Genomic DNA, 19,144 nt, shown 5'->3' on the forward strand with positions numbered 1-19,144 from the left:
CAGGATGGTGAACACCGACATGAGCAACTACCCCGGCCTCCCCGGCGCATCCGCCAGCGGCCTCTACACCGGCCCGCAGGTGGACAACCGCTACATCGTTCCGCGCTTCGTGGAGCGCACCTCGCAGGGTGTGCGGGAGTACGACCCGTATGCGAAGCTCTTCGAGGAGCGCGTGATCTTCCTCGGCGTGCAGATCGACGACGCGTCCGCCAACGACGTCATGGCGCAGCTGCTGTGCCTGGAGTCGATGGACCCGGACCGTGACATCTCGATCTACATCAACAGCCCCGGCGGCTCGTTCACCGCGCTCACCGCGATCTACGACACGATGCAGTTCGTGAAGCCGGACATCCAGACGGTCTGCATGGGCCAGGCGGCCTCCGCCGCCGCGGTCCTGCTCGCCGCCGGCACGCCCGGCAAGCGCATGGCTCTGCCCAACGCCCGTGTGCTGATCCACCAGCCGTCCTCGCAGACCGGCCGTGAGCAGCTCTCCGACCTGGAGATCGCGGCCAACGAGATCCTGCGGATGCGCACCCAGCTGGAGGAGATGCTGGCCAAGCACTCCACCACGCCGCTGGAGAAGATCCGCGACGACATCGAGCGCGACAAGATCCTGACCGCCGAGGACGCCCTCGCCTACGGTCTCGTCGACCAGATCGTCTCCACTCGCAAGAGTGCGGCCGGAGCGATGGCCTGACGTCGGCCTTTACCCCTTGGCGCGGTGGTTTCACACGGTCGTGGCCGTGTGAACCGTGCCAAGGGGGGCCCGAACGGGGGGCCAGGCAAGGTACCGTCGGATAGAGGCACCAGGAGCCGCTGCACCAAGCTGCTCCCAGGCGAAGGGGAAGCACCTCGTGGCACGCATCGGTGATGGCGGCGACCTGCTCAAGTGCTCGTTCTGCGGAAAGAGCCAGAAGCAGGTGAAGAAGCTCATTGCGGGACCCGGTGTGTACATCTGCGACGAGTGCATCGATCTCTGCAACGAGATCATCGAGGAGGAGCTCGCGGAGACCTCCGAGGTGCGGTGGGAGGAACTCCCCAAGCCGCGCGAGATCTACGAGTTCCTCGAGGGGTACGTCGTCGGGCAGGAGCCCGCGAAGAAGGCCCTCTCGGTCGCTGTGTACAACCACTACAAGCGGGTCCAGGCGGGCGAGAACGGCGGCGCGCAGGGCCGCGACGACGCCATCGAGCTGGCCAAGTCCAACATTCTGCTGCTGGGCCCCACGGGCTCCGGCAAGACGCTCCTTGCGCAGACGCTGGCCCGCATGCTCAACGTTCCGTTCGCCATCGCCGACGCGACGGCGCTGACGGAGGCCGGCTATGTCGGCGAGGACGTCGAGAACATTCTGCTGAAGCTGATCCAGGCCGCGGACTACGACGTCAAGAAGGCCGAGACCGGGATCATCTACATCGACGAGATCGACAAGGTCGCCCGCAAGAGCGAGAACCCGTCGATCACCCGTGATGTCTCCGGCGAGGGCGTCCAGCAGGCCCTGCTGAAGATCCTGGAGGGCACCACCGCCTCCGTACCGCCGCAGGGCGGCAGGAAGCACCCGCACCAGGAGTTCATCCAGATCGACACGACGAACGTGCTGTTCATCGTGGGCGGTGCCTTTGCCGGTCTGGAGCGGATCATCGAATCGCGGGCAGGCGCCAAGGGCATCGGCTTCGGTGCGACGATCCGTTCCAAGCGCGAGATCGAGGCAAGCGACCAGTTCCAGGAGGTCATGCCGGAGGACCTGGTGAAGTTCGGGATGATCCCCGAGTTCATCGGCCGCCTCCCCGTGCTGACTTCGGTGCACAACCTGGACCGCGAGGCGCTGCTGCAGATCCTCGTCGAGCCGCGCAACGCGCTGGTGAAGCAGTACCAGCGCCTCTTCGAACTCGACGGTGTGGAGCTGGACTTCGACCGCCCGGCGCTGGAGGCCATCGCCGACCAGGCGATCCTGCGCGGCACCGGCGCGCGCGGTCTGCGCGCCATCATGGAGGAGGTCCTCCAGTCCGTGATGTACGAGGTGCCGTCCCGCAAGGACGTGGCCCGCGTCGTCATCACGGCGGACGTGGTCCGCAACAACGTCAACCCGACGCTGGTCCCGCGCGAGCCGCGCACGATCGGCAAGAACGACGGCGGCCGCCACGAGAAGTCCGCGTAGCGGTCGCGGTAGCACGACGTACACGAAGGGGCGCCCGGCCAGTCACTGGCCGGGCGCCCCTTCCGCTGTACCGAGTGCTCAGATCTTGGTGCGGGACGTGTTGTAGAGCTTGGCGGCCAGGGCGGCCACGTCGTCCTGGGACATACCCTTGCCGGCCATGGTGAGCGCAACGTCGACGGCGCTCACCGCGCCGACCGTGCTGTAGTCGGCCCACACGCAGGAGGGAATTATGAACTCCTTGGGACCGCCCTTGGCGGTTCCGGCGCCCTTGCTGTTGGTCACCTTGATGTCCTGGCACTTCATCAGCGCCCCTTTGAATCCGGCCGGAGTCACGGCCTTGGGACTGCCGATGAGGGAGTACTCCATACCCGTGTTGTTCTTCTTCATGTCGTTCTCGGTGTTCGTGAACGAATTGTCGATGACCTTCGCGGGATCGGTGACATCACCCCAAAAGCCCTGGAGCGTGAGGCCCTTGATGCTGAGCTCATTATCCTTGGAGCCCGCGCTGTACTGGGCCACCGTCTGCTGGGGATTCTTGATCCCCATCGCTTCGGCCTTCGTCTTGGACTCGCCGGTCAACGGCGTCGAGGGAATCGATCCCGTCGAATCCTTCTTGTACTCGCCGACAGAAGCGGCCGGCGTCAGCTTGTAGCCCTTCGTGCTGTCCGCGACGTCGCTGTTGCTGGCACCGCCCGACGTCAGGAAGTACGCCCCGCCCGCGATGACCGCCAGTGCCACGACGACGCCGCCGATGATCAGGCCCGTCTTCTTCTTCGGAGGGGCCGGAGGCATCGGGACCTGGCCGCCGTACGGCGCCTGGCCGTAAGGGGGCTGGGGCTGCTGGCCGTACGGGCCCGGCTGCTGGGCCTGCGGGTAGCCGTAGCCCGGCTGGGGCTGCTGCGGAACACCCTGGGGGGCCTGCTGCGGATACCCGTAACCCGGCTGGCCGCCCTGCGGCTGCTGGCCGCCGTACGGGCCCGGCTGCTGGCCGTACGGGCCGGGCTGCTGGCCGTACGGGCCGGGCTGCTGGCCGTACAGGCCGGGCTGGCCTTGCGGCGGCTGACCGCCGTACGGTCCGGGCTGGCCCTGCGGAGGCTGCCCGCCGTACGGGCCCGGCTGGTTGTAGCTCATCTGCGGTGTCCCCTGTTCGTCATGCTTATGCGTTCCGAACATCCTGACGGAAGGTCCACCCGCATGGATCGCCGGGAGTCACACCGTTACTGAACAAACCGGTTTCAGTGCACGACTGTGACGGCCCTAAACTGTCCCCCGTGACCGAGAACACTCAGCAGACGCCAGCCAGCAACCCCGAACTGCCGACCCAGTACGCACCGGCCGAGGTAGAGGGGAAGCTGTATGAGCGCTGGGTAGAACGTGGTTACTTCGAGGCCGACGCGACAAGCGACAAGCCTCCGTTCACCGTCGTCATCCCGCCGCCGAACGTCACGGGCAGCCTCCACCTGGGGCACGCCTTCGAACACACGCTGATCGACGCCCTCACCCGCCGCAAGCGGATGCAGGGCTACGAGACGCTGTGGCAGCCGGGCATGGACCACGCCGGTATCGCCACGCAGAACGTCGTCGAGCGTGAGCTCGCCAAGGAGGGCAAGTCCCGCCACGACCTGGGGCGCGAGGCCTTCATCGACCGCGTCTGGCAGTGGAAGGGCGAGTCCGGTGGACAGATCTCCGGGCAGATGAAGCGCCTGGGTGACGGTGTCGCCTGGTCGCGTGAGCGCTTCACCATGGACGAAGGTCTGTCCCAGGCCGTCCAGACCATCTTCAAGAAGCTCTACGACGACGAGCTGATCTACCGGGCCGAGCGCATCATCAACTGGTGTCCGCGCTGTCTCACAGCCATCTCGGACATCGAGGTCGAGTACCAGGACGACGACGGCGAGCTCGTCTCCATCCGGTACGGCGAGGGCGAGGACTCCATCGTCGTCGCGACGACCCGTGCCGAGACGATGCTGGGCGACACGGCCGTCGCCGTCCACCCGGAGGACGACCGCTACAAGCACCTGGTCGGCAAGGAGATCGAGCTGCCGCTCACCGGCCGCCGTATCCCGGTCGTCGCCGACGAGCACGTCGACCCCGAGTTCGGCACGGGCGCCGTCAAGGTCACGCCCGCGCACGACCCGAACGACTTCGAGATCGGCCAGCGGCACGGTCTGCCGAGCCTCGCCGTCATGGACGAGCACGCGATCATCACGGCACACGGTCCCTTCCAGGGACTGGACCGGCTGGAGGCGCGCAGCGCCATCGTCGGCGCTCTGCGCGCCGACGGCCGGATCGTCGCCGAGAAGCGCCCGTACGTCCACTCCGTCGGCCACTGCTCGCGCTGCAAGACGACGATCGAGCCGCGGCTGTCCATGCAGTGGTGGGTCAAGGTCGGCCCGCTGGCCAAGGCGGCGGGCGACGCGGTCCGCGACGGCCAGGTCAAGATCCACCCGCAGGAGATGGAGAAGCGGTACTTCGACTGGGTCGACAACCTCCATGACTGGTGCATCTCGCGTCAGCTGTGGTGGGGCCACCGCATCCCCGTCTGGTACGGCCCGGACGGGGAGATCGTCTGCGTCGGCCCCGACGAGCAGCCGCCGAGCGGCGAGGGCTGGACGCAGGAGACCGATGTCCTCGACACCTGGTTCTCCTCCGGCCTGTGGCCGTTCTCGACGCTCGGCTGGCCGGAGCAGACCGAGAGCCTGGCGAAGTTCTACCCGAACTCCGTCCTGGTCACCGGCTACGACATCCTCTTCTTCTGGGTCGCCCGGATGATGATGTTCGGCCTGTACGCGATGGACGGCACCCCGCCTTTCCACACCATCGCTCTGCACGGCATGGTCCGCGACCAGTTCGGCAAGAAGATGTCGAAGTCCTTCGGCAATGCGGTCAACCCGCTGGACTGGATGGACAAGTACGGCTCGGACGCCCTGCGCTTCACCCTGGCGCGCGGCGCCAACCCGGGCGTCGACGTCCCGATCGGCGAGGACTGGGTCCAGGGCTCCCGCAACTTCGCCAACAAGATCTGGAACGCCACGCGCTTCGCGCTGATGAACGGCGCCACGATCGAGGGCGAGCTGCCCGACCCGTCACAGATGTCCGCGACGGACCGCTGGATCCTGTCGAAGCTCAACAAGACCGTCGCCGAAGTCGACGCGTTCTACGACGACTTCCAGTTCTCCAAGCTCAGCGAGGCCCTCTTCCACTTCGCGTGGGACGAGGTCTTCGACTGGTACGTCGAGCTGTCGAAGACCACGTTCTTCGCGGGCGGCGAGCAGGCGAAGGTCTCCGGCCGGGTCCTCGGCGAGGTCCTCGACGTGATGCTGCGGCTCCTGCACCCGGTCGTCCCGTTCGTCACCGAGACGCTCTGGACCACGCTGACCGGCCGCGAGTCCGTCGTCATCGCCGACTGGCCGAAGGACTCCGGCTTCCGCGACGCGGCCGCCGAGCAGGAGATCGAGCTGGTCCAGCAGGTCGTCACCGAGGTCCGCCGGTTCCGCTCCGACCAGGGTCTCCAGCCCGGCCAGAAGGTCCCGGCCGAGCTCACCCTGACCGGCACGGCGCTCGCCCCGCACGAGGCGGCCATCCGCCAGCTGCTGCGCCTGCAGCCCGCCGGTGACGGCTTCCACGCCACCGCGTCGCTGCCGGTCGCGGGCGCCACCGTCGCCCTCGACCTGTCCGGCACCATCGACGTCGAGGCCGAGCGCAAGCGCCTGACGAAGGACCTGGACGCCGCCGAGAAGGAGAAGTCCCAGGCCAACGCCAAGCTCGGCAACGAGGCGTTCTTGGCCAAGGCACCGGACAACGTGGTCGACAAGATCCGTACCCGGCTCGCCAAGGCCGACGCGGACATCGCGCGGATCACCGCTCAGCTGGCGAACCTGCCGCAGAACTGATGATCTGAGCGTGAAGCCCCCGTGTCCCTGACCGACCAGGGACACGGGGGCTTCGCCGTCCCCGCTCCGGCGGCTCGTACAGCCCGTACGGCGTGTCCGGTGCCGGGCAGTCGTCCGCCCGGCCGCCGAGGCACGCGCCGCTCCGGCGCCGCGGTCGGAATCGGAGGGCAGGGGGCACATGGAGCACCATGTGCCCCCTGGGCGCGTTGTGCCGACAGCGGCCCGGGCGGGCGATTCGTGACCGTTGCCGGGCCCCGCGCCGGATGTCCGTCCCGATCCGTAGACTGGGACCCGTGAGTGAGCCCCGCCCTTCAGACCGGCACGACGCGTCCGAGTCCGACGACACCTTCGCGGAGATCGTCGACGAAGCGACCCAACGCGACCCCGACCTGGCGGTGATCGAGGCCGGCAGCCGCACCCTGCGCACGGCCTCGGGACCGGTCCCGGGTGACGAGATCCCCGCCCGACCCGCCGACCCGGAGGTGGACAAGGCACTGCGCGCGGTGGAGCAGGAGCTCGCCGGCCGCTGGGGCGAGACGAAGCTCGAACCGTCCGTGTCGCGGATCGCCGCGCTGATGGACGTGCTCGGCGAGCCGCAGCACGCGTACCCGTCGATCCACATCACCGGTACCAACGGCAAGACCAGCACCGCCCGCATGATCGAGGCCCTGCTCGGCGCCTTCGAGCTGCGCACCGGCCGCTACACCTCGCCGCACGTCCAGTCGATCACCGAGCGGATCAGCCTGGACGGTTCGCCGATGGACCCGGAGCGGTTCATCGAGACGTACAACGACATCAAGCCGTACGTCGAGATGGTCGACGCCCAGCAGCCCTACCGGCTGTCCTTCTTCGAGGTGCTGACCGGCATGGCCTACGCGGCCTTCGCCGACGCGCCGGTCGACGTCGCCGTCGTCGAGGTCGGCATGGGCGGCAGCTGGGACGCGACGAACGTGATCGACTCCTCGGTCGCCGTCGTCACCCCCATCTCGCTGGACCACACCGACCGGCTCGGCTCCACACCCGCCGAGATCGCCGCCGAGAAGTCCGGGATCATCAAGCAGGACGCCACCGTCATCCTGGCCCAGCAGCCGGTCGACGCCGCGCAGGTCATGCTGAAGAAGGCCGTCGAGGTCGACGCCACGGTCGCCCGCGAGGGCATGGAGTTCGGCGTCGTCTCCCGCGAGATCGCGGTCGGCGGCCAGCTTCTGACACTGCGCGGCCTCGGCGGCGAGTACGAGGAGGTCTTCCTCCCGCTGTACGGCGCCCACCAGGCGCACAACGCGGCGGTGGCGCTCGCCGCAGTCGAGGCGTTCTTCGGTATCGGCGCCGAGCAGTCCGGCTCGCTCGACTTCGACACGATCCGCCGGGCCTTCGCCTCGGTCCGCTCGCCGGGCCGCCTCGAAGTCGTCCGGAGCAGCCCGACCGTCGTCCTGGACGCGGCCCACAACCCGGCGGGCGCCCGCGCCACCGCCGACGGGCTGTCCGAGGCGTTCGGCTTCTCCCGGCTGATCGGCGTGGTCGGCGCCAGCGGCGACAAGGACGTCCGGGGGCTCCTCGAAGCCTTCGAGCCGATCTTCGCCGAGGTCGTCGTCACCCAGAACTCCAGCGGCCGCGCGATGGACGCCGACGAACTGGCCGCCGTCGCGGTCGAGGTCTTCGGCGGCGACCGCGTCCAGGTCGAGCCGCGCCTCGACGACGCGCTGGAGGCGGCGATCACCCTCGCCGAGGAGGAGGACGAGTACGCGGGCGCCGGCGTCCTGGTGACCGGCTCCGTGATCACGGTCGGCGAGGCCCGGCTGCTTCTGGGAAGGCACTGACCCCTGTGCGTACGCTCTGCGCGTCGACGTTGATCGGCGAATTCTTCGTGATCGGTTTCGCCGGACTCGTCGCGATGAAGTCCGACGACCTGTCGAACACCACCGTCTGGACGGTCTGCGGCATCGGCATGCTGCTCTCCGTCCTGCTCTGCGGGATGCTCACCCGCCCCGGCGGCACAGCGCTCGGCTGGGCGCTGCAGGTCGCACTGGTCGCCAGTGGATTCGTCGTCCCGATGATGTTCATCCTGGGGCTGGTCTTCGGCGGACTGTGGTGGGCCTCGGTGCACTACGGCCGCAAGATCGACGAGGCGAAGGCACGCTGGGCGGCGCAGGCGGCGACCGAAGCCCCGGCCGGCGGCTGAAACCTGAAGCCGGGCACGGCGGGCAAACCCGGCCGCCGGCCCGTCTCCGTGCCCCTGTAACCTCGCCTCACCGCACCCGCATGCCCTCAAGGAGCCGCACATGACTCAGCGCACCCTCGTCCTTCTCAAGCCCGACGCTGTCAGGCGTGGGCTGATCGGCGAGATCGTCGGCCGGATCGAGCGCAAGGCCGGCTGGCAGGTCACCGCGCTGGAGCTGCGCACGCTCGACCGGGCGACCTTGGAGCAGCACTACGCCGAGCACGTCGGCCGCCCGTTCTACGAGCCGCTCGTCGAGTTCATGCAGTCCGGCCCCGTCGTCGTCCTGGTCGCCGAGGGCGAGCGGGTCATCGAGGGCGTCCGTGCCCTGGCCGGCCCGACCGACCCGATCGCCGCCGCGCCCGGCTCCATCCGTGGCGACTTCGGCACGATCACCCGCGAGAACCTCATCCACGCCTCGGACTCCGAGGAGTCCGCAGAGCGAGAACTGAAGCTGTTCTTTCCGGGACTTTCCTGACCTCGGATCAGCCAAACAGCGCTCATGACCCGGGGCGACCGAAGTAATTCGGTCGCCCTTCGGCATAGGGTCCCCGATCGCGGGAACGCATCCCTCCGACGTAACGTCACCATGAGTGGAACGGCCACCCGTTCCGCCCACAATGGCGAAGGACCCTCGCGCGGTGTCCGTGAATACGGCACTACGATGGAATCTTCCACGCCCGCAGCGCTCACCTCGCCTACCAAAACAAGCCATAACCGCTTCTTGGGAAGGCCCGACGCATCCTCATGGGGAACAAGGGGAACTCAATGTCGTTCATCGGCCGTGACATGGCTATCGACCTAGGGACTGCCAACACGCTGGTGTACGTCAGGGGGCGCGGCATCGTTCTGAACGAGCCGTCCGTCGTGGCCATCAACACCAACACCGGCGGCATCCTGGCGGTCGGTTCCGAGGCCAAGAAGATGATCGGGCGTACACCGGGCAACATTGTTGCCGTACGGCCCCTGAAGGACGGCGTGATCGCCGACTTCGAGATCACGGAGCGGATGCTCCGCTACTTCATCCTGAAGATCCACAAGCGCCGCTACCTGGCCCGCCCGCGGGTCGTCGTCTGCGTGCCCTCGGGCATCACCGGGGTCGAGCGGCGCGCCGTCATCGAGGCGTCGACGCAGGCCGGCGCGCGGCAGGTGCACATCATCGAGGAGCCCATGGCCGCGGCCATCGGTTCCGGGCTGCCGGTCCACGAGGCCACCGGCAACATGGTGGTCGACATCGGTGGCGGCACCACCGAGGTCGCCGTGATCTCGCTCGGCGGAATCGTCACTGCCCAGTCGATCCGGGTCGCCGGTGACGAGCTGGACAACGCGATCATCCAGCACATCAAGAAGGAGTACTCGCTCCTCCTCGGTGAGCGCACCGCCGAACAGATCAAGATCACGATCGGCTCGGCGTACGACATGGACAAGGACGAGCACACCGAGATCCGCGGCCGCGACCTGGTCTCCGGATTGCCCAAGACGGTCGTCATCTCCGCCGCGGAGGTCCGCAAGGCCATCGAGGAACCGGTCAACGCGATCGTCGACGCGGTGAAGACCACGCTCGACAAGTGCCCGCCGGAGCTCTCCGGCGACGTCATGGACCGCGGCATCGTCCTCACCGGCGGCGGCGCGCTGCTGCGCGGACTGGACGAGCGACTGCGCCGTGAGACCGGCATGCCGATCCACATCGCCGAGGACCCGCTGGACTCGGTGGCACTGGGATCCGGTAAGTGTGTCGAGGAGTTCGAGGCGCTCCAGCAGGTGCTGGACGCCCAGCCCCGCAGGTAGCGACAACACAGCGGTCCGCCGTACGGGCGTTGCCGCCCCGTACGGCGGATCGTTGATATACAGGCACGAACATTCCGACGAGGAAGGCACGGCCGCCGCACGTGAGGGACACACGAGAGAGCCGGCTGCTCCTGGTGCTGCTGATCGCCATCGCATTCGCACTGATTACGGTGGACATCCGCGGCGGCGAGGAGTCACCGGTGGACGGCGCCCGGCGGGTCGCCGCAACGGCCTTCGGGCCGGTCGAGAACGGCGTTGCGGCAGCCGTCGACCCGGTGGGCAACGCCATAGGGGCGATCCGGGACTCCGGTGAACGGCACAACCGGATCGCCGCCCTGGAAGAGCAGAACGCCGCGCTGAAGACGAAGCTCGGCAGCGACGACCGAAACCGCAACCGGGTGCGCGAACTCGACAAGATGCTGAAGAAGTCCGCCGCCGGCCAGTACGGCATCAAGGCCGCCGAGGTCATCGCCATAGGATCGGCCCAGGGCTTCTCCTGGACCGTCACCATCGACGCGGGCTCCAACGACGGGCTCAAGCGCGACATGACCGTCATCAACGGCGACGGACTCGTCGGCCGCGTCACCACCGTCGGCCCGGACACCGCGACGGTGCTCCTCGCCAACGATCCCGACTTCACGGTCGGCACCCGGATGGAGAAGACCGACGAACTCGGCTTCGCCACCGGCCAGGGCGACCGCCCGCTCTCCGTCCAGTTCCTCAACGGCAAGGCCAAGGTGAAGAAGGGCGACCGGCTGGTCACCTTCGGCTCCAGCAGGAACAAGCCGTTCGTGCCCGGAGTCCCGGTCGGCGAAGTGGTCCGCGTCGACCCGTCCGGCGGCGACCTGACCCGTACCGTCTATGTCCGCCCGTACGTCGGCTTCACCCGACTCGACATCGTCGGCGTCGTCGTCCAGGCACCGCGCGAGGACCCGCGCGACATGGTCCTGCCGAAACAGCCCCCCAAACCGAAACCCACCCCGACCCCCACGGTCACCGTCACCATCTCGCCCAACGGTGACATCGTCGACACCAACGGAAAGGTCGTGGGGAACGTCAACGAGACCCCGAGCGGCAGTCCCAGTGGGAGTCCCAGCCCCACCGGAACCACCGGCAACGCGGTCAACGAGCAGAGATAGAGCTGATCCCCATGCGCTTCAACCGGACTCTGCTCTCCACCGCTCTGGTCGTGATCGCCCTGGTCGTCCAGGTCTGCGTACTCGCGCGCCTCCAACTCCCCGGCGCCGTCCCCGACCTGCTGCTCCTCGTCGTCGTCGGCCTCGCCCTGGTGTACGGGCATGTGGCCGGCGCCCTGATCGGCTTCGGCGCGGGGCTCCTCACCGACCTGGCGCCGCCCGCCGACCACGCCGCCGGGCGCTACGCCATGGTCCTGTGCATCATCGGGTATCTCGCCGGACTTGCCCGGCCGGAGAACGGACGGCTCAAGTCCGCGCTCGCCCCGATGACCGTGGTCGTGGCCGCCGCGATCGGATCCACGCTGCTGTACGCCCTTGTCGGCGCCCTCGTCGGGGACACCGCCGCCCGCCATGTCGGCCTCGGCAGCCTGCTGTTCACCGCCGCTGTCTACGATCTGCTTCTCGCGCCGTTCACCGTTCCGCTGATCATGGCGCTCGCCAGACGCACCGAGAACGACCCGCTCTCCGAGCCCTCCGGCGGCGACGTGGCCTCGGGCTGGCTCTCGTCCGGCACCGGACTCAGGATCGGCAGCCAGCGCGGCGGACTGCGTGTGAAGGTCGCCCGCAACCGGGCGGCACGGGCCGGACGGATCAAGGGAGTCAAGCGACTGTGAGCCTGTATCTCCCGGGGAGCACCCCCCGGACACCCGGCCCGACCGCCGGGGGCGCCCTGTGAGCAACATTCCGGAGACGGGCCGGACCCAGCGGGTCCAGATCAGGCTCATCGTCATCCAAGTCCTCGTCTTCTCCCTGCTCCTGACACTCGGCGGCCGCCTCTGGTATCTCCAGATCCGCAACGGCCGGGAATACACCGACGAGGCGAAGAGCAACCACGTCCAGCAGGTCGTCCAGCCCGCCGTCCGCGGCTCCATCCTCGACGCCCGCGGCGTGCCCCTCGCCGATAACGAGACCCGCCTCGTCGTCTCCGCCAGTCGCACCGAGCTGCTGAAGATGGACGACGACGGCAAGGGCGTTCTGACCCGGCTCGCCGATGTGCTCGGCATGAAGCCGAAGGACGTCTTCGACAAGATCCGGCTCTGCGACGCGAAGACGGCGCAGCCCTGCTGGAACGGTTCGCCGTACCAGCCGATCCCGGTCACCGACGAGGCCACCACCCAGCAGGCCCTCCAGATCCGCGAACGTGCCGAGGACTTCCCCGGCATCACCGCCGAACCCACCGCCGTACGTCGCTACGTCGCACCCGGCAAGGCCAACACCGCCCAGGTCCTCGGCTACCTCTCGCCCGTCACCGACGAAGAGATCACCAAGGCCAAGGACACCGACTCGCCGTACCTCCGCTCCGACCAGGTCGGCCGCTCCGGCCTGGAGCGTACGTACGACAAGGAGTTGCGCGGCAAGGCCGGCGTCACCCGTTACGAGGTCGACAACCTCGGCCGGGTCATCGGCCAGGCGAAGGACGACAAGGCGGAGCCCGGATCGAGCGTCGTCACCTCCATCGACGCCCGGGTCCAGGCCGTCGCGGAGTACGAGCTCAACGAGGCCATGAAGACGGCCCGTAAGTCCTTCGACAAGAACACCAACCAGAACTACAAGGCCGACTCCGGCGCCGTCGTCGTCATGGAGGCCAAGACCGGCCGAGTCGTCGCGATGGCGTCCAACCCCGACTACGACCCCAACGCCTGGGTCGGCGGCATCTCGGGCAAGGACTACGCCCGGATGACCAGCAAGAAGTCCAACTATCCGCTGCTCAACCGGGCCATCCAGGGCCAGGCCGCACCGGGCTCGATCTTCAAGGTCGTCTCGACCGCCGCCTCCGTCAATGCGGGCTACTCGTTCGACGGGCACTACACCTGCGGCAGCTCGTACACCGCCGAGGGCCACACCTACAAGAACTTCGAATCGCAGAGCCACGGCCCGATCACCCTGGGCCAGGCACTCGAGGTCTCCTGCGACACCGTCTTCTACGCCCTCGGCTACCAGCAGTGGCAGAAGGACGGCGGGCTGCAGCCCAAGAAGAACACCAAGGACTGGTTCTTCAAGACCGCCCACCAGTTCGGCCTCGGCAAGGAGACCGGCATCGACCTCCCCAACGAGGTCACCGGCCGCGTCCCCGACCGCCGGTGGAAGAAGGACTTCTGGAAGGCCAACAAGGACACCTGGTGCGAACAGGCCAAGAAGTGGCCCAAGAAGAAGGACTTCAACACCGTGCTCGCCCACGAGAACTGCCTCGAGGGAATGAAGCTGCACGCCTATGACTCGATCAACTACTCCATCGGCCAGGGCGACACCCTCGTCACCCCGATCCAGATGGCGACCATCTACGCCGCGATCAGCAACGGCGGCACGCTCTACGACCCGACCGTCGGCAAGGCGATCATCAGCCCCGACGGCAAGAACGTCCGCATGGTCGAGCCCCATTCGCACGGCAAGCTGCCGGCCAGCGCCAAGACCCTGAAGCAGATGGAGGGGGCGCTGGCGGGCGTCGCGACCCGCGGTACCGCCGCCTGGCGATTCGGCGGCTGGCCGCAGGACAAGATCCCGATGCACGCCAAGACGGGTACGGCCGAGGTCTACGGCAAGCAGACGACCTCCTGGTTCGCCACGTACACCAAGGACTACTCGATCGTCATGACGATCTCCCAGGGTGGTACGGGCTCCGGCGCCTCCGGGCCCGCCGTCCGCAACATCTACGACGCGCTCTACGGACTCGACGACTCCGGCAAGCAGGACCTCAAGAAGGCGCTGCTGCCCACCCCGCAGAAGTCCCTGCCCAAGATCCAGCACGACGGCACGATCGACGCGCCGACGATCAAGCCCTACGACCCGAACTCGCAGAAGACCCCGGAGGAGCAGACACTCGCCGCGGTGCTCGGGAGGCGCGACTGATGGCCGGCTTCTCCGTCTCCCGATATGCCCCCGACCGCGGTGTCTGGGGCAGACTCACCGCCCGCGACTCCGTCGTACGCCGGCTCGACTGGCCGATGCTCGGCTCCGCGATCGCGCTCTCCCTCATCGGCGCGGCCCTGGTCTACTCGGCGACCCGCGGCCGGGACTCGCTCAACCACGGCGACCCGTACTACTTCCTGCTGCGGCACGCCCTCAACACCGGCATCGGCTTCGCCCTGATGGTCGGCACGATCTGGCTCGGCCACCGCACCCTGCGCGGCGCCGTCCCGGTCCTCTACGGCCTCTCGGTGCTTCTGGTCCTCGCGGTCCTCACCCCGCTCGGCGCCACCGTCAACGGCGCCCACGCCTGGATCATCATCGGCGGCGGCTTCTCCCTGCAGCCGTCCGAATTCACCAAGATCACCATCATCCTGGTGATGGCGATGATCCTCGCCGCCCGCGTCGACGCGGGCGACCAGCTGTACCCGGACCACCGGACCGTCGCCAAGGCACTCGGTCTCGCGCTCCTCCCGATGGTGATCGTCATGGGGATGCCGGACCTCGGCTCCGTCATGGTCATGGCCGTCATCGTGCTCGGCGTGCTCCTGGCCTCCGGCGCGTCGAACCGCTGGGTCTTCGGACTCCTCGGCGCCGGCGCGGCCGGAGCCGTCGCCGTCTGGCAGCTCGGCCTGCTCGACGACTACCAGATCGCCCGCTTCGCCGCCTTCGCCAACCCAGCGCTCGACCCGGCGGGCGTCGGCTACAACACCAACCAGGCCCGCATCGCCATCGGCTCCGGCGGACTCACCGGCACCGGCCTCTTCCAGGGCACCCAGACCACCGGCCAGTTCGTTCCCGAGCAGCAGACCGACTTCGTCTTCACTGTCGCGGGCGAGGAACTCGGCTTCCTCGGCGCCGGACTGATCCTCGTCCTCCTCGGTGTCGTCCTGTGGCGCGCCTGCCGGATCGCCCGCGAGACCACCGAGCTGTACGGCACGATCGTCGCCGCCGGCATCATCGCCTGGTTCGCCTTCCAGGCGTTCGAGAACATCGGGATGACGCTCGGCATCATGCCGGTCGCTGGACTCCCGCTGCCGTTCGTGTCGTACGGAGGGTCGTCGATGTTCGCCGTCTGGGTGGCCATCGGACTGCTCCAGTCGATCCGGGTGCAGCGGCCGATGTCGGCGTAGGCGTGTCCTCGCCGCGTGCAGTCCCTTGCCGGAATCGGGTGTGCACCAGGTCCCGGCAAGGGACTGCTCAGGGAACAGAATCGATCGCTCGCGCGCGCGCGCGTCTAGATTCAGTTCGTGACTCCTCCGCCCCGCGGGGCGGCTTCTCACTCGGTTCAGATGAACCTCCTGACGGCCAAGCCCTGACCGCTGCCCGAGGACAGGTGTACAACTTAGAACATGCCTCAGCGTCGCTGCGGGTGAAGCCGACGGTTCACTCGAAAGTAGGTCCGATGGCGGACTCGAAGCGTGAAATCGAGCGAAAGTACGAAGCCACCGTCGATACCCGGCTTCCCGATCTGACCCGGGTGGCCGCCGTCGCGGCCGTGGACCACCGCGGCGTCATGGAGCTGGACGCCGTCTACTACGACACCGAGGACCACCGGCTCGCGGCCGACGCGCTCACCCTGCGCCGCCGCACCGGCGGCGCCGATGCCGGCTGGCACCTCAAATTCCCGGTCGCCTCCGGGATCCGCGACGAGATCCGGGCCCCGCTCTCCGACACCCTTCCGGACAGCCTCGCAGGGCTGCTGCGCTCCCGGGTCCGCGAGACGGAGCTCGTCCCCGTCGTCCGGCTGCTCTCCACCCGGGACGTCCACCACCTGCTCGACGCCGATGGCGCGCTGCTCGCCGAACTCAGCGTCGACGAGGTCCGGGCCGAGCGGCTCACGGGCGGCAGCGGCACCGCAGCCTGGACCGAGATCGAGGTCGAACTCGCCGACGACGGCGACCCCGCGTTCCTCGACGCCGTCGAACGCCGGCTGCGCAAGGGCGGCGTACGCCCCTCCGCGGCGCCGTCCAAACTGGCCAGGGCCCTCGACGAGACCGCCCCGAAGAGGAAGAAGCACCCGGAGGGGGACGGCAAGCCGCGGCCCCGGACGGCGGGCGACCACATCCTGGCCTACGCACGCGATCAGATCACGGCGATCGTCGCCCTCGACCCCGCCGTACGCCGCGATCTGCCCGACTCCGTGCATCAGATGCGGGTCGCCACACGCAGGCTGCGCAGCGTCTTCAGGACATACAGGAAGATTGTGGACCGGGCGGTCACCGATCCGATCGGTGACGAGCTGAAATGGCTGGCCGCGGAGCTCGGCGTCGACCGGGACCAGGAGGTCCTCGACGAACGGTTCCGCACCCGGATCGCGGACCTGTCCCCCATCCTCGTCCTCGGGCCCGTCCGCAGTCGCCTGCGCATCTGGTCCACCGCCCGCCGCTCGGGTTCCCGGCGCCGGACCGTCGGCGTACTCGACGGAAAGCGGTATCTGGCGCTCCTCGACACACTCGACGCGTTCCTCGCCGACCCGCCGCTGCTGCCCGCCGCGGACCGCAGCCCGCAGGACGTACTGCCGCGCGCCGTCCTCAAGGACTACGCACGCCTGGCCACCCGGACCGGTCACGCCCTGGACCTCCCCGCTGGCCCGAACCGGGACGTGGCGATGCACCAGGCCCGCAAGGCCGCCAAGCGGGCCAGGTACGCGGGGGAGGCGGCCACCCCCGCCTTGGGCAAGCCCGCCAAGAAGTTCGCCAAGCGGATGAAGGCCGTGCAGACCGTGCTGGGCGACCACCAGGACAGCGTCGTCGCCCGCGAAGCCCTGCGCACCCTGGCCGCCCAGGCGCACGCGGCGGGGGAGTCCGCCTTCACCTGGGGGCTGCTGTACGGGCATGAGGAGGCGACCGCGGCCGCCCGCGAACGGGAACTGCCCGGGGTGTGGGAGCGGGCCTCCCGGCCGAAATTGCGGTCGGATCTGACAGGCTGAGCGCCGGGGTACGCTGGATGGTCCCCTCTGCCGGCTCTCGAAAGTTCGCGATGTCTGTCGATTCGGTCTTCCCACAGCTCGAAGCTCTGCTCCCGCATGTGCAGAAGCCCATCCAGTACGTCGGCGGTGAGCTCAACTCCACCGTCAAGCCGTGGGACGAATGCGACGTCCGCTGGGCGCTCATGTACCCGGACGCGTACGAGGTCGGGCTGCCCAACCAGGGCGTCATGATCCTGTACGAGGTGCTCAACGAGCGCCAGGGCGTCATGGCCGAACGCACGTACAGCGTGTGGCCGGACCTCGAAGAGCTGATGCGCGAGCACAAGGTGCCGCAGTTCACCGTGGACAGCCACCGCCCGGTGAAGGCGTTCGACGTCTTCGGGCTGAGCTTCTCCACCGAACTCGGCTACACCAACATGCTCACCGCTCTCGACCTCGCAGGCATCCCGCTGGATGCCAAGGACCGCGGTCTCGACGACCCGATCGTCCTCGCCGGCGGCCACGCCGCGTTCAACCCCGAGCCGATCGCGGAGTTCATCGACTGCGCGGTCATCGGCGACGGCGAGCAGGCGGTCCTGGAGATCACCGAGATCATCCGCGCCTGGAAGGCCGAAGGCCGGCCCGGCGGACGCGAGGAGGTGCTGTTCCGCCTCGCGAGGACCGGTGGCGTCTACGTACCGCGGTTCTACGACGTCGAGTACCTCCCGGACGGCCGTATCGGCCGCGTCGTGCCGAACAAGTCGGGCGTGCCGTGGCGCGTGTCCAAGCACACCGTCATGGACCTCGACGAGTGGCCGTACCCGAAGCAGCCCCTCGTCCCCCTCGCCGAGACCGTCCATGAGCGGATGTCCGTCGAGATCTTCCGCGGTTGCACCCGCGGCTGCCGTTTCTGCCAGGCCGGCATGATCACGCGCCCCGTGCGGGAGCGAAGCATCACCGGCATCGGCGACATGGTCGAGAAGGGTCTCAAGGCGACCGGCTTCGAAGAGGTCGGCCTGCTCTCGCTCTCCTCCGCGGACCACAGTGAGATCGGCGACATCGCCAAGGGGCTCGCGGACCGGTACACCGAGGACAAGATCGGCCTCTCACTGCCCTCCACCCGCGTCGACGCGTTCAACGTCGACCTGGCCAACGAGCTGACCCGCAACGGCCGCCGTTCGGGTCTCACGTTCGCCCCCGAGGGCGGCTCCGAGCGCATGCGCAAGGTCATCAACAAGATGGTCTCGGAGGAGGACCTCATCCGGACGGTTGCCACCGCGTACGGCAACGGCTGGCGCCAGGTGAAGCTGTACTTCATGTGCGGCCTGCCCACCGAGACCGACGAGGACGTCCTCCAGATCGGCGACATGGCGGTCAATGTGATCGCCAAGGGCCGCGAGGTCTCCGGTCAGAACGACATCCGCTGCACCGTCTCCATCGGCGGCTTCGTACCCAAGCCGCACACCCCGTTCCAGTGGGCCCCGCAGCTGAGCGCCGAGGAGACCGACGCCCGGCTGGAGAAGCTGCGCGACAAGATTCGCGGCGACAAGAAGTACGGCCGCTCGATCGGCTTCCGTTACCACGACGGCAAGCCCGGCATCGTCGAGGGCCTACTCTCGCGCGGCGACCGCCGTGTCGCCTCGGTGATCCGCGCCGTCTACGAGTCCGGCGGCCGCTTCGACGGCTGGCGCGAGCACTTCTCGTACGACCGCTGGATGGCGTGCGCCGAGAAGACGCTCCCCGAGTTCGGCGTGGACGTCGACTGGTACACCACCCGCGAGCGGACGTACGAGGAGGTCCTGCCCTGGGACCACCTGGACTCCGGTCTCGACAAGGACTGGCTCTGGGAGGACTGGCAGGACTCGCTCGACGAGACCGAGGTCGAGGACTGCCGCTGGACCCCGTGCTTCGACTGTGGGGTGTGCCCGCAGATGGACACCCACATCCAGGTCGGCCCGACCGGCAAGAAGCTCCTTCCGCTGACGGTCGTCAAGTAAGTAACACCGGACATCACGTCACACCGGGCGTCACCCTTCGGGTGACAGCTCGATGACGAAGGCCCGGCCCGGGAAACCCCGGGCCGG

Annotated in this window: 14 protein-coding genes; 13 read left to right on the plus strand and 1 reads right to left on the minus strand. The window is 68.4% G+C overall.

The window, feature by feature from the left end; genetic code table 11:
* Positions 1-4: 4 nt before the first annotated feature.
* Positions 5-697, plus strand: coding sequence for an ATP-dependent Clp protease proteolytic subunit (locus OG972_RS27075; protein WP_266985683.1), 693 nt, complete (start codon positions 5-7; stop codon positions 695-697).
* A gap of 157 nt (positions 698-854) precedes the next feature.
* Complete coding sequence (gene clpX / locus OG972_RS27080; RefSeq protein WP_030921263.1) at positions 855-2,153, plus strand: ATP-dependent Clp protease ATP-binding subunit ClpX; 1,299 nt, start codon at positions 855-857, stop codon at positions 2,151-2,153.
* A 78-nt stretch (positions 2,154-2,231) separates the two neighbouring features.
* Here clpX and OG972_RS27085 read toward each other — a convergent pair whose 3' ends face one another.
* On the minus strand, positions 2,232-3,284 hold the full coding sequence (locus OG972_RS27085) for a hypothetical protein (RefSeq protein WP_266985685.1): 1,053 nt from the start codon (positions 3,282-3,284) through the stop codon (positions 2,232-2,234).
* A 140-nt stretch (positions 3,285-3,424) separates the two neighbouring features.
* Here OG972_RS27085 and OG972_RS27090 point away from each other — a divergent pair, with 140 nt between their 5' ends.
* The 11 genes from OG972_RS27090 (at position 3,425) to OG972_RS27140 (ending at position 19,057) form a co-directional block, all read left to right on the plus strand.
* A complete protein-coding gene (locus OG972_RS27090; protein ID WP_266985686.1) occupies positions 3,425-6,046 on the plus strand; it encodes a valine--tRNA ligase in 2,622 nt (873 codons plus the stop codon).
* A 293-nt stretch (positions 6,047-6,339) separates the two neighbouring features.
* Entirely contained in the window at positions 6,340-7,863 is a 1,524-nt protein-coding gene (locus OG972_RS27095; protein WP_266985687.1) for a folylpolyglutamate synthase/dihydrofolate synthase family protein, read from the plus strand.
* Between the two features lie 5 nt (positions 7,864-7,868).
* A complete protein-coding gene (locus tag OG972_RS27100) occupies positions 7,869-8,225 on the plus strand; it encodes a DUF4233 domain-containing protein (RefSeq protein ID WP_266985688.1) in 357 nt (118 codons plus the stop codon).
* 100 nt (positions 8,226-8,325) lie between these two features.
* A complete protein-coding gene (ndk, locus tag OG972_RS27105) occupies positions 8,326-8,739 on the plus strand; it encodes a nucleoside-diphosphate kinase (RefSeq protein ID WP_037698740.1) in 414 nt (137 codons plus the stop codon).
* 290 nt (positions 8,740-9,029) lie between these two features.
* Positions 9,030-10,049: a rod shape-determining protein gene (locus OG972_RS27110; protein ID WP_124268240.1), complete on the plus strand. Its 1,020-nt coding sequence runs from the start codon at positions 9,030-9,032 to the stop codon at positions 10,047-10,049.
* Positions 10,050-10,150: 101 nt separating this feature from the next.
* Positions 10,151-11,188, plus strand: a complete 1,038-nt coding sequence (mreC, locus tag OG972_RS27115) for a rod shape-determining protein MreC (RefSeq protein WP_266985690.1) — start codon at positions 10,151-10,153, stop codon at positions 11,186-11,188.
* Between the two features lie 11 nt (positions 11,189-11,199).
* On the plus strand, positions 11,200-11,859 hold the full coding sequence (gene mreD / locus OG972_RS27120; RefSeq protein ID WP_266985692.1) for a rod shape-determining protein MreD: 660 nt from the start codon (positions 11,200-11,202) through the stop codon (positions 11,857-11,859).
* Positions 11,860-11,917: 58 nt separating this feature from the next.
* Positions 11,918-14,092, plus strand: a complete 2,175-nt coding sequence (gene mrdA, locus OG972_RS27125; RefSeq protein WP_266985694.1) for a penicillin-binding protein 2 — start codon at positions 11,918-11,920, stop codon at positions 14,090-14,092.
* Positions 14,092-15,282, plus strand: coding sequence for a rod shape-determining protein RodA (gene rodA / locus OG972_RS27130; RefSeq protein WP_266985696.1), 1,191 nt, complete (start codon positions 14,092-14,094; stop codon positions 15,280-15,282). Before mrdA ends, rodA begins: the two co-directional genes overlap by 1 nt.
* Positions 15,283-15,554: 272 nt before the next feature.
* Positions 15,555-17,081, plus strand: coding sequence for a CYTH and CHAD domain-containing protein (locus tag OG972_RS27135; RefSeq protein ID WP_266985698.1), 1,527 nt, complete (start codon positions 15,555-15,557; stop codon positions 17,079-17,081).
* Between the two features lie 50 nt (positions 17,082-17,131).
* A complete protein-coding gene (locus tag OG972_RS27140; protein WP_266985700.1) occupies positions 17,132-19,057 on the plus strand; it encodes a TIGR03960 family B12-binding radical SAM protein in 1,926 nt (641 codons plus the stop codon).
* The last annotated feature ends 87 nt before the right edge of the window (positions 19,058-19,144 follow it).

This window comes from Streptomyces sp. NBC_01669 (assembly GCF_026339735.1).
Taxonomy (GTDB): domain Bacteria; phylum Actinomycetota; class Actinomycetes; order Streptomycetales; family Streptomycetaceae; genus Streptomyces; species Streptomyces yanii.

What these genes read in the sequence shown, in the direction of transcription:
- OG972_RS27085 (WP_266985685.1), bottom strand. Translation starts at nt 3,284, where the DNA reads ATGAGCTACAACCAGCCGGGCCCGTACGGCGGGCAGCCTCCGCAGGGC.
- OG972_RS27075 (WP_266985683.1), top strand. Translation starts at nt 5, where the DNA reads ATGGTGAACACCGACATGAGCAACTACCCCGGCCTCCCCGGCGCATCC.
- ndk (WP_037698740.1), top strand. Translation starts at nt 8,326, where the DNA reads ATGACTCAGCGCACCCTCGTCCTTCTCAAGCCCGACGCTGTCAGGCGT.
- mreD (WP_266985692.1), top strand. Translation starts at nt 11,200, where the DNA reads ATGCGCTTCAACCGGACTCTGCTCTCCACCGCTCTGGTCGTGATCGCC.
- OG972_RS27135 (WP_266985698.1), top strand. Translation starts at nt 15,555, where the DNA reads ATGGCGGACTCGAAGCGTGAAATCGAGCGAAAGTACGAAGCCACCGTC.
- OG972_RS27110 (WP_124268240.1), top strand. Translation starts at nt 9,030, where the DNA reads ATGTCGTTCATCGGCCGTGACATGGCTATCGACCTAGGGACTGCCAAC.
- OG972_RS27140 (WP_266985700.1), top strand. Translation starts at nt 17,132, where the DNA reads ATGTCTGTCGATTCGGTCTTCCCACAGCTCGAAGCTCTGCTCCCGCAT.
- rodA (WP_266985696.1), top strand. Translation starts at nt 14,092, where the DNA reads ATGGCCGGCTTCTCCGTCTCCCGATATGCCCCCGACCGCGGTGTCTGG.